The sequence below is a fragment of the Mesorhizobium sp. B2-3-15 genome (genome assembly GCF_006442875.1).
Lineage (GTDB): Bacteria > Pseudomonadota > Alphaproteobacteria > Rhizobiales > Rhizobiaceae > Mesorhizobium > Mesorhizobium australicum.
On record NZ_VFVO01000005.1, the window covers coordinates 134,178 to 151,127 of the forward strand.

The 16,950-nt window shown below is 62.1% G+C and carries 18 protein-coding genes; 13 read left to right on the forward strand and 5 right to left on the reverse strand.

Going from position 1 to position 16,950, the window contains the following annotated elements; genetic code table 11:
* Positions 1-32 precede the first annotated feature (32 nt).
* From FJ954_RS12320 to FJ954_RS12335, 4 genes are all read left to right on the forward strand, one after another.
* Positions 33-797, forward strand: a complete 765-nt coding sequence (locus tag FJ954_RS12320) for an SDR family oxidoreductase (protein WP_140661464.1) — start codon at positions 33-35, stop codon at positions 795-797.
* A 465-nt stretch (positions 798-1,262) separates the two neighbouring features.
* Entirely contained in the window at positions 1,263-2,237 is a 975-nt protein-coding gene (locus FJ954_RS12325; protein ID WP_140661465.1) for an ABC transporter substrate-binding protein, read from the forward strand.
* Positions 2,238-2,311: 74 nt separating this feature from the next.
* Positions 2,312-3,379, forward strand: a complete 1,068-nt coding sequence (locus FJ954_RS12330) for a glycine betaine/L-proline ABC transporter ATP-binding protein (RefSeq protein ID WP_015318898.1) — start codon at positions 2,312-2,314, stop codon at positions 3,377-3,379.
* Positions 3,376-5,355 carry an ABC transporter permease subunit gene (locus FJ954_RS12335; protein WP_140661466.1) on the forward strand — a complete coding sequence of 660 codons (1,980 nt, stop codon included), beginning with the start codon at positions 3,376-3,378 and terminating at the stop codon, positions 5,353-5,355. Before FJ954_RS12330 ends, FJ954_RS12335 begins: the two co-directional genes overlap by 4 nt.
* 10 nt (positions 5,356-5,365) lie before the next feature.
* Here the strand turns inward: FJ954_RS12335 and FJ954_RS12340 are convergent, their stop codons facing one another.
* A complete protein-coding gene (locus FJ954_RS12340) occupies positions 5,366-6,724 on the reverse strand; it encodes an NAD(P)/FAD-dependent oxidoreductase (protein ID WP_140661467.1) in 1,359 nt (452 codons plus the stop codon).
* 257 nt (positions 6,725-6,981) lie between these two features.
* On the opposite strand from FJ954_RS12340, the gene FJ954_RS12345 reads away from it, so the two are divergent.
* Positions 6,982-7,698 (forward strand): XRE family transcriptional regulator, encoded by a 717-nt coding sequence (locus FJ954_RS12345; protein WP_015318901.1) that lies wholly within the window; start codon positions 6,982-6,984, stop codon positions 7,696-7,698.
* A gap of 120 nt (positions 7,699-7,818) precedes the next feature.
* On the opposite strand, the gene FJ954_RS12350 is transcribed toward FJ954_RS12345, so the two are convergent.
* Genes FJ954_RS12350 through FJ954_RS12365 form a run of 4 tightly spaced genes read right to left on the reverse strand, consistent with a single transcriptional unit; the run spans position 7,819 to position 11,601 of the window.
* Positions 7,819-8,859, reverse strand: coding sequence for a DUF3445 domain-containing protein (locus tag FJ954_RS12350; RefSeq protein ID WP_140661468.1), 1,041 nt, complete (start codon positions 8,857-8,859; stop codon positions 7,819-7,821).
* Between the two features lie 9 nt (positions 8,860-8,868).
* Positions 8,869-9,834: a PDR/VanB family oxidoreductase gene (locus tag FJ954_RS12355; RefSeq protein ID WP_140661469.1), complete on the reverse strand. Its 966-nt coding sequence runs from the start codon at positions 9,832-9,834 to the stop codon at positions 8,869-8,871.
* Positions 9,831-10,427 carry a dimethylamine monooxygenase subunit DmmA family protein gene (locus FJ954_RS12360; protein WP_140661470.1) on the reverse strand — a complete coding sequence of 199 codons (597 nt, stop codon included), beginning with the start codon at positions 10,425-10,427 and terminating at the stop codon, positions 9,831-9,833. The genes FJ954_RS12355 and FJ954_RS12360 overlap by 4 nt, the downstream gene beginning before the upstream one ends.
* 40 nt (positions 10,428-10,467) lie before the next feature.
* Positions 10,468-11,601 carry an aminomethyltransferase family protein gene (locus FJ954_RS12365; protein ID WP_140661471.1) on the reverse strand — a complete coding sequence of 378 codons (1,134 nt, stop codon included), beginning with the start codon at positions 11,599-11,601 and terminating at the stop codon, positions 10,468-10,470.
* A gap of 286 nt (positions 11,602-11,887) precedes the next feature.
* Here FJ954_RS12365 and FJ954_RS12370 point away from each other — a divergent pair, with 286 nt between their 5' ends.
* The 8 genes from FJ954_RS12370 to FJ954_RS12405 all read left to right on the forward strand — a co-directional run bounded on the left by FJ954_RS12370 (position 11,888) and on the right by FJ954_RS12405 (position 16,947).
* Positions 11,888-12,175 carry a hypothetical protein gene (locus tag FJ954_RS12370; protein WP_140617370.1) on the forward strand — a complete coding sequence of 96 codons (288 nt, stop codon included), beginning with the start codon at positions 11,888-11,890 and terminating at the stop codon, positions 12,173-12,175.
* Positions 12,176-12,186: 11 nt separating this feature from the next.
* Positions 12,187-12,564 carry a hypothetical protein gene (locus tag FJ954_RS12375; protein WP_015318907.1) on the forward strand — a complete coding sequence of 126 codons (378 nt, stop codon included), beginning with the start codon at positions 12,187-12,189 and terminating at the stop codon, positions 12,562-12,564.
* Between the two features lie 32 nt (positions 12,565-12,596).
* Complete coding sequence (locus FJ954_RS12380) at positions 12,597-12,758, forward strand: hypothetical protein (RefSeq protein WP_015318908.1); 162 nt, start codon at positions 12,597-12,599, stop codon at positions 12,756-12,758.
* A gap of 14 nt (positions 12,759-12,772) precedes the next feature.
* Positions 12,773-14,179: an APC family permease gene (locus tag FJ954_RS12385; protein ID WP_015318909.1), complete on the forward strand. Its 1,407-nt coding sequence runs from the start codon at positions 12,773-12,775 to the stop codon at positions 14,177-14,179.
* Between the two features lie 45 nt (positions 14,180-14,224).
* Positions 14,225-14,914 carry a hypothetical protein gene (locus tag FJ954_RS12390; protein ID WP_181177814.1) on the forward strand — a complete coding sequence of 230 codons (690 nt, stop codon included), beginning with the start codon at positions 14,225-14,227 and terminating at the stop codon, positions 14,912-14,914.
* On the forward strand, positions 14,911-15,240 hold the full coding sequence (locus tag FJ954_RS12395; RefSeq protein WP_140661472.1) for a hypothetical protein: 330 nt from the start codon (positions 14,911-14,913) through the stop codon (positions 15,238-15,240). The genes FJ954_RS12390 and FJ954_RS12395 overlap by 4 nt, the downstream gene beginning before the upstream one ends.
* Before the next feature lie 83 nt (positions 15,241-15,323).
* Complete coding sequence (locus tag FJ954_RS12400) at positions 15,324-16,220, forward strand: glutamine amidotransferase family protein (protein ID WP_140661473.1); 897 nt, start codon at positions 15,324-15,326, stop codon at positions 16,218-16,220.
* Positions 16,221-16,224: 4 nt separating this feature from the next.
* Entirely contained in the window at positions 16,225-16,947 is a 723-nt protein-coding gene (locus FJ954_RS12405) for a GXGXG domain-containing protein (protein ID WP_140661474.1), read from the forward strand.
* Positions 16,948-16,950: the final 3 nt, after the last annotated feature.

A 16,950-nucleotide genomic window follows, 5' to 3' on the forward strand; every position in this document is an offset into this window, starting at 1 on the left:
GCGCATACCCTCCTTGAGCAGGAGGGCTATAGATGGATCTTTTCAAACTGGACGGCGACGTTGCGCTGGTCACCGGCGCTGGCAGCGGCATTGGCCAGGCAATCGCGATCGGACTGGCCGAGGCAGGCGCCGATGTCGCTTGTTTTGGCCATGCGTCGAAGGGCGGGCTGGACGAAACCGCTCACCGGGTCACGGCACTCGGCCGCAGGGCGCTGGTGCTGACGGGCACGGTGACGTCGGAGAGCGACCTGGCCAGGGCCATCGATCGCGTCGAAGCCGAACTCGGTCCGTTGGCGGTCGCCGTCAACAATGCCGGCATTGCCGGCTCCGAACCGGCGGAGACACTGGCGCTGGAAACATGGCGGAAGGTGCACGAGGTCAATGTCGCCGGCGTGTTCCTGTCCTGCCAGGCAGAAGCGCGCAAGATGCTGGCGCGGGGCAAGGGCTCGATTATCAACATCGCCTCGATGTCGGGCACCATCGTCAATCGCGGACTGACGCAGGCGCATTACAATTCCTCGAAGGCCGCCGTCATCCACATGTCGAAGAGCCTGGCCATGGAGTGGGCCGACCGCGGCCTGCGCGTCAACGTCGTCAGCCCGGGCTACACGCTGACGCCGATGAACAAACGGCCGGAGGTGGCCGAAGAGGTGAAGATCTTCAAACGCGACACGCCGATGGGACGCATGGCGGCGCCGGAGGAAATGGTCGGGCCGACGGTTTTCCTGGCCAGCCGCGCGTCGAGCTTCGTCACCGGCCTCGACCTGATCGTCGATGGCGGCTACGTGTGCTGGTAAACAGGCCATGCGAACCATGTCCCGCCGTCGTCGGCCGGCTTCGCCTGCGGTCTGGAATTCTGCTTCTTCGCGGCGTTAGTCGTTGCGCGGCATGAACGTTGGTATATATATTTTCATCCTGTGAAACCGCGCTGGCGAGAAGGGGCTTGCCAGGCGATAGCCGAGAGCAATTCCGCTGGAAATGCTCGGGATCATGGGACCTTGATGGCTCGCATCTTGCAGGGCGCCGCAGGACTGACAATTGATCCGCCGACGATCGCCATCGCGGCGATCGATCGGCCATGAGACTGGCTGTCTCGGCAGCGTCCGTCATCACCGAAACCGAGCCTCATCGCGCCTGTGCCGGCTTTGGCCCCGACATGGCGAGAACGGTCTTGCACAACCGCCTGCCTTTCCAACACAATCAAGAAAAGACGCGACAAGGGAACGACCAATAACCGTCACAGCTTGAAGGAGAACCAAGCAATGCCATTTCGCAGTGTGATATCGAAATTCTCAATGGGAGCTTTTGGACTTGCCGCGGCAAGTGTCCTGACGCCGACAGCGCAGGCAGCGGCGCCGGAATCCAACGACCCGATCAAGATCGCGCTGTTCGACTGGACCAGCGTCAATCTCAACGCCAAGATCCTCGGCGGCATCCTGGAAAAGCTCGGCTATACCGTCGAATACCCGACCGCCGACTATCTCTCCAGCCTGACAACCGGCCTCACCAATGGCGATATCGATGTCGGCCTGGAATTCTGGGATACGACGGCAGGCGAAGCGATGAAGGCCTCCGACGCCACGGGCCAGACCGAAAGGCTCGGCAAGCTCGGCCCGAAGGCCAAGGAGGAGTGGTGGTTTCCCGAATACATGAAGGAGAAATGTCCGACCTTGCCGGACTGGCACGCTCTGCTCGACGCCACTTGCGCGGCATCGTTCTCGACCGCCGAGACGGCGCCAAAGGGGCGCTATCTCGGCGGCCCGGTGACCTGGGAAGGCTTTGACGACGAGCGTGTCGCGGCGCTGAAGCTGCCCTTCACCGTGATCCATGCCGGCACTGATGCCGCGATGTTCGCCGAGTTGGACTCCGCCTATCAGCGCAAGGCGCCGATCATGCTGTGGATCTATTCGCCGCATTGGGCGCCTGCAAAATACAAGGGCGAATGGGTGCAATTCCCCGAATACACACCCGAATGCTACACCGACCCGAAATGGGGCGTGAACCCGGACGCCAAATACGACTGCGGCAAACCGCATGGCGAGATCTGGAAGTACTCCTGGAACGGCATGAAAGACAAATGGCCGGTCGCCTACAAGGTGGCCAAGGCCTACACGATCGACACCGACGAGTTGAACAAGATGAGCGGCGAGATCGATCTTGACGGCAAGACGCCGGAAGACGTCGCCGCCGCCTGGATCGCCGCTCACGAGGCAGACTGGAAGGCCTGGGCGCAGTGACCTCCGACTGGAAAGGGAGGCCCGGCTGTTGACCGGCCGGGCCTCAATTCCTGATGTTCCAGAAGGGCGACTGAATGACGGAAGCGATTGAACAGGCATCCGACGCGACGGATGCCCGGCCGATAAAACTTGCTTGCCGCAACGTCTGGAAACTGTTCGGCTCGAACGCCGCCAATTTCATCCGCGAGCGTGACGGCAAGGCCAGCATGGCGGAGGTTTCGGCGGCAGGCCTTGTCGGGGCGGTGCGCGCCGTCGACCTCGAAATCCGCCAGGGCGAGATCTTCATCATCATGGGCCTGTCCGGCTCCGGCAAGTCGACGCTGGTGCGCTGCATGTCGCGGCTGGTCGAGCCGACACATGGCAAGGTCGAATTCGAAGGCAAGGACCTGCTCAAGATTTCCGATGCCGCCCTGATCGAGCTCAGGCGCCATCGCATGGGCATGGTGTTCCAGAATTTCGCGCTGTTGCCGCATCTCAACGTGCTCGACAACATCGCCTTTCCTCTGAGTATCCAGGGACAGGATCGGACGAGACGCGAGGCGCGCGCCCGGGAAGTCATCGAACTCGTGGGTCTGCGCGGCCGCGAGCATTTCTATCCGCGCGAACTGTCGGGCGGCCAGCAGCAGCGTGTCGGCATCGCCCGCAGCCTCGCCACCAAGCCGGAGATCTGGTTTCTCGACGAGCCGTTCTCGGCGCTCGATCCGCTGATCCGCCGCGAGATGCAGGACGAGCTGATGCGGCTGCAGACCATGCTGCACAAGACCATTGTCTTCATCACCCATGATTTCGACGAGGCCATCAGGCTGGCCGACCGCATCGCTATCATGAAGGACGGCCAAGTCATCCAGATCGGCACGCCGGAGGAACTGGTCGTCAATCCGGCGACCGACTATGTCGCCGAGTTCACCCGCGACGTCGACCGCGCCAAGGTGATCTCGGCGCGCAGCCTGATGCGTAGCTGCGATGGCGCCGAGCACGGCGGCACGGTGGCGCCCGAGGCCAAGATATCGAGTTTTTCGGCCAGCATCGTTGCCGCCGGCAAACCCTTCGCCGTGATCAACGGCACCGGCATCCCGATCGGCGAAGTGACGCCGCAAGCGGTGATCGATCTTCTGGCCGGCATCGAGCGAGCCGGCGCATGACGGTAACGGCAAACGCCAGCCGGACAAGGCCGCCGATCCAACGGTGGCTGGTGATCTGGGTGCTGGCGCTTGCCGCCGTGCTGGTGATGTTCCTGCTGCAGGACAGGCTGCCATGGGCCGTCAACTACCCGGTCGAGCGGGTCGTCCCCGTCGCCGACTGGGTCAGCGCGCTGATGGGCTGGATCAAGTCGAACCTGTCCTGGCTGACGCGCTCGGTCACCGCGGTGCTCGGCCTGCCGCTCGACTTCGCGCTCAATCTCTTGGCCAAGAATTTCAAGTTCGGCCATGGCGCCGACGCTTTCGTGCTGCCGCGTTTGTCCTGGGTTGGCGTCTGCGCCGTCGCCTTCCTCGCCGGCCATGCGGCGGGAGGCAGGAAGCTCAGCCTGCTGGTTGGCGGATGTTTCCTCTACATCGCGCTGTTCGGCCAATGGACCAGTGCCATGCTGACCCTGGCGCTGATCTCGATCGCGGTGCCGTTCTGCATTCTCACCGGGCTATTCGCCGGCATCTGGGCCTGGCGCAGGCCGTGGGCCGAGCGGCTTGTGGTCTCCCCAGCACTTGACCTGATGCAGACGATCCCGACCTTCGCCTATCTCATCCCGATGCTGCTGCTGTTCGGCAACAGCCCGGTCTCGGCGATGATCGCCACCGCCATCTTCGCCACGCCGCCGATGGTGCGGGCAACGATGCTGGGCCTGTCCCGGGTGCCGTCCGAGATCGACGATTTCAGCGAGATGGCAGGCTGCACGGCGCGGCAGAAATTGTGGCGCGTGCTGCTGCCGTCGGCGCGGCCGACGCTGATGGTCGGTGTCAACCAGGTGATCATGCTGGCACTCAACATGGTGATCATCGCTTCGATGATCGGCGCCGGCGGCCTAGGCTACGACGTGCTTTTGGCGCTACGCGCGCTCAAGGTCGGCGAGGCGATGGAAGCCGGGCTTGCCATCGTCGCGCTGGCCATCGCGCTCGACCGGCTGAGCCAGGCCATTGCCCACAAGCAGGCGAAGGGCAATGTCCACCGATCCGCGAGCCCGGGGTTCTGGCGCCGCTATCCCAATCTGACGCTCGCAGTCGCCATCCTTGCCGTCACCACTCTGCTCGGCCTGTTCGTACCCGCCTTCGCGGCCGTGCCCAAGGCGATCACCTTCACCACCGCGCCACTGTGGAAAGCGGCGGTGAACTGGGTGACGATCAACTTCTTCGATCTCATCGAAGCCTTCCGCGTGGCGCTGATCCTCAATGTGCTCAATCCGCTGCGCGCCTTCTGCGAGGGCTTCCCTTGGCTGGGCGCGGTGTTCCTGCTCGGCCTTGCCGGCTACCAGCTTTCCGGCCCGCGGCTGGCCGTCCTGGTGGCAATGCTGACCGCTTTCTGCGCGGTCACCGGCCTATGGGAAAAGACCATGGCGACGGTCTATCTCTGCGGCATCTCCGCCTTCATCGCCTGCCTGATCGGCATTCCCATCGGCCTGATGGCTGCCCGTAGCGACCGTTTCGAAAAGATCGTCACACCCGTCATCGACACCCTGCAGGTGCTGCCGTCCTTCTGTTTCATCATCCCGGTCGTGATGCTGTTCAGGGTCGGCGACGTGACGGCGATGATTGCAACGATAGCCTTCGCCGTGGTGCCGGCGATCCGTTACACCAATCACGGCATAAGGCAGGTGCCGCCGGCACTGATCGAGGCAGCGAAAGTGTCGGGCTGCACCCCGCGCCAGACATTTTTCCGCGTGCAACTGCCGTTGGCGCTTCCGGAGATCATGCTCGGCGTCAACCAGACCATCCTGATGGCGTTGGCGATGATAATCATCTGCGCCATGGTCGGCACGCGCGATCTCGGCCAGGAAGTGTTCATCGCGCTGTCGAAAGCCGATTCCGGCCGCGGCATCGTCGCCGGCCTCGCCATCGCCTTCATCGGCATCGTCGCCGACCGGCTGTTCAATGCCTGGACGGCCAAGGCGCGGGCAAGGCTTGGATAGCGGCGGCGGCCTACTCGGCCGCCACTCCTTTCACCTCGAGATAGCTCTCCATGGAATCGTCCAGTGCCTGCAGCCAGGGCGTGTGATGCAGCGGCGCCATGGTGCCGGTCATCAGCGAGCGATAGGAATGATCGCGGAAGCTCATAATGTCTTCGGCCTTGTGGTGCTCCCACTCCATGAAGGTCTGGTTGACCGCCTCGACGTCGAAGCCGGGATAGTCGGTCTGGTCCATCAATTCCTTGGTGTAGTCGCCCTGGAACCAGATCATCTGCTCGGCGTCCTCCAGCGTCTCCTCGCGGGCGCGCCATTTGGCGCCATGCGCCGCCATCGCCTCGGCCGACGGCAGCTTGATGCGGCCCATGATGACGTCGCGCGCGAACCAGGCCTGCGCGTCGAACATGTTGAAGGTGTAGAACTGGTCCTGCATGCCGATATAGGACAGCTTCGGGTTCTTCTCCCAGACAACGCCCTCGTAGAGGTCCAACGGCCACATGCGGTTGGCGGTCTTGAGCTTGAGATCGTCAGTCAGGAACGGGAAGGAATGGAGATAGCCGGTGCACAGGATGATGGCGTCGACATCCTTGGTCGTGCCGTCCTTGAAATGCGCCGTCTTGCCGACGACCTTTTGCAGCAGCGGCACTTCCTTCCAATTCTCGGGCCATTTGAAGCCCATCGGTTTGGAACGATAGCTGGAGGTGATCGACTTGGCGCCATATTTGTAGCACTGCGAACCGATGTCCTCGGCCGAATAGGAGCGGCCGATGATCAGGATGTCCTTACCCCTGAACTCCATCGCGTCCCGGAAATCGTGGCTGTGCAGGATGCGGCCGTTGAAGGTCGAGAAGCCCTCGAAATAGGGCACGTTGGGCACAGAAAAATGCCCGGAGGCGACGACGACATTGTCGAACTCTTCCGAATAGGTCACGTCGTTGGTGCGGTCATGCGCGGTGACGGTGAATTTCTTCGTCTCGTCCGAGAAGGTGACCATACGCACCGGGCTGTTGAAGCGCACCCATTTGCGCAGGCCCGACTTCTCGACGCGGCCCTTGATGTAGTCCCACAACACCGCACGTGGCGGGTAGGAGCCGATCGGCCGGCCGAAATGCTCCTCGAATGTGTAGTCGGCGAATTCCAGGCATTCCTTCGGCCCGTTCGACCAGAGATAGCGGTACATCGAGCCGTGCACGGGATCGCCATGTTCGTCGAGGCCGGTACGCCAGGTGTAGTTCCACAGGCCACCCCAGTCGGACTGCTTTTCGAAGCAGACGATCTCGGGAATCTCGGCGCCCTTGTCGGCCGCCGACTTGAAAGCCCTGAGTTGGGCCAGACCGGACGGTCCGGCTCCGATGACGGCAACGCGAGTGTTCATTCCGGGCCTCCTTTTTTGATTTCCCCAGCGAAACAAATTTCACTGCCAGTGACAGTAATTGGCCTCTTGGTGCTGTCAACAGACATCTGCTGGAACGGCGTTTGCGCGCAGTGGATTCCTGGCGGAAAACCCGCGGGCGTCGCGATGGTCGCACTGCCGCGCGCAACATAAGATGGCTTGCCGTTGCGGTTGCGCTCCTGTATCGGCACCTGACATGTTCACCTTGAGTGAAATAAATCCTGACGATTGGGGGCGGCATGGCAAAGGCTAATTCGGATTCCAAGGCTCCCGCGAGCGCAAAGGCAAAGCCGTCGCCGAAAGTGTCGGCGGACGGCAGGACCATACGCGCGCCACTGACACAAAACCCGCACGCTATTCGCGATACCCGCGAAAAAGTGCTGGAGGTCGCGATCGGCCGCGAGGTGCGGGCCTTCCGCAAGAAGCTCGGCATCACCGTGGCGGATCTCGCGGTCGCCACCGATATTTCACTGGGCATGTTGTCGAAGATCGAGAACGGCATCACCTCGCCGTCGCTGACCACCTTGCAGGCACTGTCGCGGGCGCTCGGCGTTCCCGTCACCGCCTTCTTCCGCCGCTTCGAGGAAGAACGCAGCGCCGTCTTCGTCAAGGCCGGCCAGGGCCTCGACGTCGAGCGCCGCGGCACGCGCGCCGGCCACCAGTACAATCTGCTTGGCCATATCGGTTCGAACACCAGCGGCGTCGTCGTCGAGCCCTATCTGATCACGCTGACCGAGGATTCCGACGTGTTCCCGACCTTCCAGCACGAAGGCATGGAGTTTCTCTACATGCTCGAGGGCGAGGTCGTTTACCGGCATGGCAGCAACCTCTACCCGATGAAGCCTGGCGACAGCCTGTTCTTCGACGCCGACGCGCCGCACGGACCGGAGCAACTGACGAAACTGCCGATGCGGTATTTGTCGATTATCTGCTACCCGCAGGGCAGTGCTGGGTAGGCGGGCCGCCGCAGCCCCTTCACCCGGATTGCCCCCAGGGCAGAGGAGCCCGACGCCAGCGTTGGCGATCTCTTCTCCCCTCGGGGAGGTGGCCGCGAAGCGGCCGGATGAGGGGGGCTTTCAATCCGGCCCGAACCCCGGGCTCGTCGGGCTGCCATCGTCCAGCTTCGACAACCACTCGACCAGTGTCGGGCGAAAGCGCGTGAGGCCTTTGTAGCTGGCGAGTTCCTCGGGTAGGTCGCGGATGACGCGGTGCAGGCGCCGTGCCCATTTCGGCTGCGTCACCAGTTCGTCCATCTTGATCAGGTAGCAGCGGATCGGAAAGACGATGCCATTGGAGCGCGGCAGCCGCCAGAAGCTCTGCAGTTCGACCCGCAGATGCACCTTGTCGCCGACATTCTCCGACGTCACCGTCGCGCGGTCCGGACCCCATTTGTGATAATTCTCCGGGCTGGTGTCCAGCCGCGGATTGATGGTCATCGTCCAGTTCAGGCGCCGTGCCGGCTTGCCCTGCTGGATGTTGGTGAGGAACTTCAGCGCGCGCGTGAAAATACCCTTCTCATGCGCCAGCGGCACAGGCGCGTGCCACTCGAAGAAATTCATGCCGATGTCGAAATCGAGCGACCAGTCGGCCTGGGTGGTGACCATGCCGGCGTCCATCCACAGATTGCCATCGCGCTGGTCGAGGATGCAGAAATCGCCTTGGCTCTGACGGGTGATGTATTCCATCGGCCCGTAAGGCAAGGTCGAGGTGTCGCCGAAGGTGAAGGTGTCGTCGATGCCGAGCGGCCGGTTGATCCAGCGCCAGCGATCGCCGTCGCGCGTCAGCGTGAAATGCTCGGGATAGCCCAGCGCCTGCTGCTCCATCAAAAGTTCCAGCAGATCCCAGCCGGCGAGCGTCATGTGCGGCAGCGACTGGCAGCGCAGCGGATCCTCGGCCAGCACCAAGGCGCGGTCCTGCATCTCGGCGACATAGTGTTCGTCGACGTCGATCAGGTTTTCGAGCACCGAGCCCTTCGGCCCGAGGACATGCGGCTCGATATTGACCGCGTACATGTAGCTGTCTTCGTGGAAGGGGAACGGAAACCGCCTGATGTGCTCGGGGCTGTTCTTGAAGGTGAAGTCGTCGCGGAACGTTTCCTTGCGAAAGGTGATGCCCATTCTCGCCTCCTATCTTTCCAAGACCAGCGACCTGCCCTCGAAGCGCGACACGCACGGCATGATCTTCCTGCCCGAACGGTGCTCTTCCTCGCTCAGCCAATGGTCGTTGTGGATGAATTTGCCGTCACAAGAGATGACGTTGGTTTCGCACTGGCCGCAGACGCCGCCACGGCAGAGATAGGGCGGATCGACGCCGGCGGCTTCGATGGCTTCCAGCAGGCTCTGCTGCTCGCCGACGCGGATGGTCTTGCCGCTGACGGCAAGCGTCACGTCGAATGGCAGGCCGGGCTGCGGCGCCGCGAAATGCTCGTAGTGGACGGTCTCCGGCGGCCAGCCGAGGTTAGCTGCGCGGTCGCGCACCCAGTTGATCATGCCGGCCGGGCCGCAGACATAGAGGTGCGTCCCGAGCGGCTGCGAGGATAGCAACCGGTCGAGTTCGATCCGCTCCTCGAGGTCATCGTGATAGAGCCGGACGCGACGGCCGTAGCGTTCCCGCAGCACGTCGGCATAAGTGCCAAGCGAAGCGGTGCGGCAGGTGTAGTGCAGTTCGAAATTGCCGCCCTCCCCCGCCAGTTGCGCGGTCTGGGCCATGAACGGCGTGATGCCGATGCCGCCGGCCAGCATCAGGTGTTTCTTGGCGCGCAGATCGAGCGAAAAAAGATTGACCGGATAGCTGATCACCATCTCCAGACCCGGCTTGACCGACCTGTGCATGAACAGCGAGCCGCCGCGACCGACATCGTCGCGGCGCACCGAGATGGTGTATTCGCGCGTGTCTAGCGGCGAGCCCATCAGCGAATAGGGATTGAGCCTTGTGCGCTCGCCATCGCGCATCTCGACCACGACATGGGCGCCACCGGAAAAGGTCGGCAACAGCTCGCCATCACGCCGGCGAAAATGGAACCGCGTGACCAGCTCATTGACCGGGACGACATCGCTGACGACGACGTCGAGCTTGGTGGTGCCGGTGCTCATCGAAATATCTCCTCCATCGGAGGAATTTCACTGCGATCTTCGGCATTGATGCAGACGCCCTGGAACGCGGCAAGGCGTCTTGAGTAGTGATCGCGCACGAGAAGCAGCAGGCCACAATGCGAGCAGGTCGCCGGCTGCGTCGTCACATTCTCGGTGATGCCCTTGCAGTGCACGCACTGCATGCGCCGTGCGAGCGAGCCGCGATGCTCGGTCTGCACGGAGGTGTGGTCGATGCCGGCTTCGAGCGCCGCCTGCATGGCCTGCCCGATCAGCCCTTCGGTGCCGGCGAGATAGAGGCGCAGCCCCATATGCGCGTTATCAAGCGTCAGCTTCAGACGCGGCAGCAGACTGGCGAAGGACGGGGCCAGATGAAGCTGGGCTGGCTTCAATGCTTCGAGAGCGGCACTGTATTTCCCGTCAGGACCGGGAATGAAGACGATCTCGGCACCATCGAAAAAGCCAGGTGGCGCGGTTCGGGCCATATCGGTAATTGCCAGCGCGCCTTCGGCGTCGGCGATGAACAGATGATGCCTGCCAGGCTGCGGAGACAGGGTCCCGTAAATGGGCCGGCTGATGATGGTCTTGGCTGCCATTCTCTCTTTGTGCCTCGAAAACCTTCCTGTCGATTATGCCTCAGCCTTTCGCCGTGCGCTTGGTCTTCTTGGGATCGTCGAACGGCAAGGGCTGCGCCGTCGCCTTGATCGATCCGCTCTTGTTGCGGATCTCGAGCGTGGTGTCCTTGACCGCGCAGTCAACGTCGAGCCGGGCGATGCCCATCGATTTCTCGACCAGCGGCGAATACATGGCGCAGGTGACAACGCCAACCTTTTTACCGTCGCGATAGACCGGAGCGCCCTCGTCCGCCGGCTCCTTGCCGTCGAGCAGGACGCCATAGATCTTGAAGCGCTCCTTGCCCTTCAGGCGATAGTGCTCCTCGGCACCGCGAAAGCCGGTCTTGCCGGGGCTGACGGTGAAGTCGAGGCCGAGTTCCCAAAGCGTATCGCCGGGGCCTTCATTCTCGAACGGATACTTTTGGGAATTGTCGTAGGGGTAGAACAGCAGGTAGCTTTCGACGCGCAGCATGTCGAGCGTGGTGAAGCGGCAGGGAATGATGCCGGCGCTCTTGCCCTCGTCGAGAATCCTGTCCCAGATCGTGCCGGCGTCCTGGCCACGGCAGAAGATCTCGTAGCCGCGTTCGCCGGTATAGCCGGTGCGCGAGATCATGACGGGAAAGCCGAACAGCTGCGTCTGCATGTGATGGAAGTAGTTGAGATCGCGGATGCCGGGCACGTACTTGGCCAGATAGTCGACCGCTGTTGGCCCCTGCAGCGACAAATCGTGCAGATTGTCGTCGAAGCGCAGCGACACGTCCCGTCCCATCGCCGCCCGCTGCAGTTCCTCATGGCCGGTACCCGAGCCGTGCACCACCATCCAGGAATTCGGTCCCATGCGGTAGAGGATGCAGTCGTCGGTGAATTTTCCCGCCTCGTTCAGCATGCAGGCATAGGCCGACTTGCCGGGATAGATCTTTTCGACGTCACGCGTGGTGGCGAGGTCGATCAGATGCGAGGCGTGCGGCCCTGTGATGTGCACCTTCTTCAGGCCGGAAACATCCATAAGGCCGGCCTTGGTGCGGATGGCGATATATTCCTCGTCGGCATCCTTGTCGTAGGTCCAGGCGGTACCCATGCCGCTCCAGTCTTCGAGTTTCGAACCCAGCGCACGATGGCGATCCGCCAGGGTCGAAAATCTCCAGGATGCCGTCATCCGCTCGTCCTCCATTCGAAAATGCTGCTGTTCCCTGCTCCCGTGCGCCAGGCCGGGAGCTTGGTCGAATATTGATCGCAAACGCGAGAGGCCCGCAATCCCCTAAAAGCAAATAATTTCATTGTCAGGCAAAATCGCTCGTGCGAACTGAGCGGTTAACTCAGCGTAAATTCGTCTTGACAATTGCGAAATTCGGCCTGAATTTATGAAAAAAATTTCACTCTCTTGAAAGAGAGCGGCGGGCGGTGGATTCGGAACCGGGCGTCGGCAAAGAAGGGGAAAACCGATGGCAGACCTGCAGCAGCGCATCGAGGCGCTGTACCGCTCCGACTTGCGCGGATCCGCGCTCCTGATCATCTGCCTGTGGGCGACGATCCTCTTCGTTCTTTTCATGACATGGCCATACATTCCGCAGGGCGGCATCAAGGCCGTCGTCGCCATTGCCGCCGCCGCCGTGCTCATCTTCAACACGGCAGCCATCCTGGCGATGGTCAAACACTACAAGGAAGACAAGGAGTTCATCTACGGGCTCGACATCAAGAACGCCGACGCATCCCGCAACCGCAAGTCCTGAGGGGAGAAACAATGTCCCGCTATACGCCGCCGGAGCAGAGCAAGGCCGGGCAAGTCTTCGACATCGCCGTTGTCGTGGTCGCCATCTTCGTGGCGCTGTGGCTGCCGCTGAAGCTTGGTCTTGCCGGTGCCGCAAAATCAATCGACGCGCTCGACGCCAAGACCTGGGAAGCGCTCGGGCAGAATCCGACCATGGCGTCAATCTGGGAAAAGCTCGGCTATACGCCCGAGACCGCGCACGACATCATCCAGAACCGGTTCCACTACATCATCGACTGGCCGACGCTGATCATCATGGCGGCCGTCCTGATCGGTTATTTCGTGTTCCTGTTCCGGGCATCCGACCGCGAATATCGCGATGTGATCAACGAGAAGTTCGACGACAGGTAAAGTTTGGCGACGAAGAATTTGGGGACACGATCATGTGGGTGGCACTCTCTTACGCATGCTGGGGCATCTCGATCGTGCTCGCGCTGTGGATGCTCTACGACTGGTTCAAGGTCGATACGAACTACTCCGAGGACGTTTTGACCTCGTCGCGTGAAGGCGAGCTTGAAGCCGCTTCCGAAAAACACCGGATCTGAGTGGGGATTGATCGATGACGGTCGCGCTTGAAAACACCACCACCACCACAATTCACGGCGACCGGGTATCGCTGCTTCGGGTGCTTGGCCCGGCCCATGTCTGGGCGCTCGGCGTCGGCATCGTTCTGGTCGGCGAGTTCACCGGCTGGAATTTCTCGGCCGACAAGGGCGGCGCGCTGGCTGCCCTGATCGTGTGCTGGGTCGTCGGGCTGCTCTACACCTCGGTGGCCATGATCGATTCCGAGGTGACGTCGACAGTGGCCGCCGCCGGCGGCCAGTATGCGCAGGCCAAGCACATTGTCGGGCCGTTGATGGCGTTCAACGTCGCGCTGTTCCTGGTCTTTGCCTATACGATGCTGGAAGTGTCCGATGCCATCCTGCTCGGCGACACCATCGTCGCCAAGGCGGGTGTGGAAGGGCTGACCCACAATTCCTTCATCGCCGCCACCATCGTGGTGCTGGCCTGGCTCAACTATCGCGGCGTACTGATGACGCTCAACGTCAACTTCGTCATCACGGCCATCGCCTATGTCTCGATCGTCGTCCTGTTCTTCTCGGTCAGCCCGTGGACGCAAGGCGCGGTGCTGAAGCTCAACGAACTGGTCACTCCAGGCAACGCGCTGCCCTATGGCTGGATTGGCGTCATCGCCGCCTTCCAGTTCGGCATCTGGTATTATCTCGGCATCGAAGGGACCACCCAGGCCGCCGAGGAAGTGCGCTCGCCGGCACGCTCCCTGCCCTACGGCACCATGGCCGGCATGATCACGCTGCTCATCGCCGCCGCCATGACCTGGTATGTCTGCGCCTCGCTGATGCCTTGGGAGTATCTCGGCATCACCTATTATCCGCTGTGGGACGCCGGCAAACTGACTGGCAGCCCGCTGCTTGAGAACCTCCTGTTCATAGCGACGCTGCTCGCCGCGCTTGCCTCCGCCAATGGTTGCATCAATGACGCGGCGCGCGCCTGGTTCTCGCTCGGCCGCGACCGCTATCTGCCGAGTTGGTTTTCGGCGGTGCATCCGAAATACCGCACGCCCTATCGCTCGATCCTGTTCCTGCTGCCGATCGCGCTGGCCTTCGCCTTCATCGCCGACCTCAACCAGGCGATCACCTTCTCGATCCTGTCGGGCGTGCTGCAATACACTTTCATGAGCATCAACATCATGATGTTCAGGAAAAAGTGGCCGCTGGGCTCGATCCGCCGCGGCTACACGCACCCCTTCCATCCGCTGCCGGCAATCGTCCTGTTCAGCCTGTGCGTAGTGACCTTCTTCGCCATCTTCCTCGGCTTCGGCTCGCAGTTGATCGCCATGGTCGCCTTCTATTTCCTGATCTCGCTGTGGTTCCATTTCTATCGCTACAAATTCGTGCGGCGTGGGGACCAGTTCACCATGCCGTGGCCGAAACCACAGGGCTATTGATGGGAGTAGGCCCGCTCAGCATCTGGACGGGCCTTGCACGATAATATGTCCGACGTGACATCAGCACTGCTTGCCGGGGCAATTGTCCTGGCTCTCGTCCTTCACTTTGCGTGGCAGGCGCGCCGCAGCCGCGACAGGGCCTCGGCAGCGCTCGCCGCCGACGAGGCGGGCATTCGCGCTGTCGTCGCGGATGCAGACAATGTCTCGGACGGCACCGCCGGCGTCATCACCTGGGAAGGATCATGGAACGGCCAACGCGTGCAGGTGCGCACTATTGTCGACACGCTGGCGACACGGAAACTGCCGGCCCGCTGGCTCAGCGTTTCGATCACCGAGAAGGTCTCGGTACCTACCATTTTTGACATGATGATGCGGCCGGGCTCGCCGACGACGTTCTCCAATTTCGACCATCTCCAGCATACGCTGCCGAAGGCGCCCGGTTTTCCGGCCGAGGCGGTGCTGCGGACAGACCGCAGGGGCACGCGGTTCCCGCAGAGCCTCATCGCCGGCCATATGGAACCGTTTTCAGAAGGCCGCGCCAAGGAGCTGCTGATCACGCCGAACGGAGTGCGCATCGTGTGGCTGCTGGCCGAGGCCGAGCGGGCACGCTACGGTGTCTTCCGGCAAGCCGCGTTCGGTGACACACGGATCGATTCTGCGCTGATCGAGCGGTTGCTCGTATCACTCTCGGATCTGCGCGACGCCATCAACCGAAGCGAACGGCAGGCCGCATGAGCACTTCAGACACTTCGCCGGCGCCAGTGAGCCCTTATCTCGTCCTGGGCGCCGCAATCGTGCTGCCGGCAAGCGGCCATGTCATTCTGGGCATCCCGGTGCGCGGACTGCAGTTTCTTTTCTTCATGGTCGTCCTGGCCTGGGTTACCGCCAGGATTTCGCCGCCGGACGCCAGTTTCGTCGGCCGTCACGCCGGCGGCTTCCTGATCTATGCGCTGTCGATCCTCGACGCCTACAAGATCGCCCGCATTCGTACCGCCAAATGGGCTCATAATGCCCGGCCGGAAGGAAACGGTACGCAGAGCGGCATTGGGCCGCATACGTAACCAGAGGAAAATTTCTTTCATGCCATTGAATTAGAGGATTTCATTCGGTACATCATCTTAGTCACAAACGTCGGGAGGCTGACATGTGCGGAATCGTTGGACTTTTCCTGAAGGACAAGGCGCTGGAGCCGAAGCTCGGCGCGATGCTGTCGGAGATGCTGGTATCGCTCAGCGATCGCGGCCCTGACAGTGCCGGCATCGCCATCTATGGCGCGACATCCGGCAACGAGGCCAAGATCACCATCCAGTCGCCGAAGCCGGAACGCGATTTCCGCGGCCTGGACGCCGAACTCGCGAACGCCGTCGGAGCGCCGGTGAGCATTGCGGTGAAATCGACGCACGCGGTGGTCAGGACCACGCCGGACAAGGTCGACGCGGCGCGTGAAGCCCTCCAGTCGCTCAGGCCCGACATCCGCATCATGGGCGCCGGCGAGGCGGTGGAAATCTACAAGGAAGTCGGCCTGCCCGAAGCCGTCGTCGATCGCTTCGACGTGCGCAAGATGACCGGCACGCATGGCATCGGTCATACCCGCATGGCGACGGAATCGGCAGTGACGACGATGGGTGCGCATCCTTTCTCGACCGGTGCCGACCAATGCCTTGTGCACAATGGTTCATTGTCGAACCACAACAATGTCCGCCGCGAATTGATCCGCGAAGGCATGAAATTCGAGACCGAGAACGATACCGAAGTGGCGGCCGCTTACCTTTCCTCGCAAATGGCGCATGGCAAGAATCTCGGCGAGGCACTTGAAGGCACGCTGTCCGACCTCGATGGCTTCTTCACCTTCGTCGTCGGCACCAAGAATGGTTTTGGCGTGGTGCGCGATCCGATCGCCTGCAAGCCCGCCGTGATGGCCGAGACCGACCAGTATGTCGCCTTCGGCTCGGAATATCGCGCGCTGACCAAACTGCCCGGCATAGACAATGCGAGGGTCTGGGAACCGGAGCCCGCAACCGTTTATTTCTGGGAGCATTGAGTTCATGCCGGCAACCTCCAAGGCAACGCGCGACAGCCATGCGCGCGTCTTCGACCTCGACGTCCTGTCGCTGCGCGAACTCAATCAAGCGCTCCACAATCTGGCTCCGGGTTCGAACGAGACGGCGTGGGAAGTGCTCAACCCGAAAGGGAGCCATTCGGTTGCCGTCGGTGTCGATCATCCTGTCAGCATCGATGTGCGCGGCAGCGTCGGCTATTACTGCGGCGGCATGAACTCCGGCAGCGCCATCACCGTGCACGGCTCGGCCGGCCCCGGCGTTGGCGAGAACATGATGTCGGGTTCCATCGTCATCAAGGGCGATGCCAGCCAGTATGCCGGCGCCACCGGCAAGGGCGGGTTGCTGGTCATCGAAGGCAATGCCTCGTCGCGCTGCGGCATCTCAATGAAGGGCATCGACATCGTCGTGCATGGCAATATCGGCCATATGTCGGCCTTCATGGCGCAATCCGGCAACCTCGTTGTTCTGGGCGATGCCGGCGATGCACTGGGCGATTCCATCTACGAGGCGCGGCTCTTCGTGCGCGGCAAGGTCGACAGTCTCGGTGCGGACTGTATCGCCAAGGAGATGCGGCCCGAGCATCTGGAACTGCTGCAGGGTCTGCTCGACCGCGCCGGCGTGACCGGCGTCAAGCCGTCGGAGTTCAAGCGCTACGGCTCGGCGCGCACGCTCTACAATTTCAATATCGACAACGCCGACGCGTATTGAGGC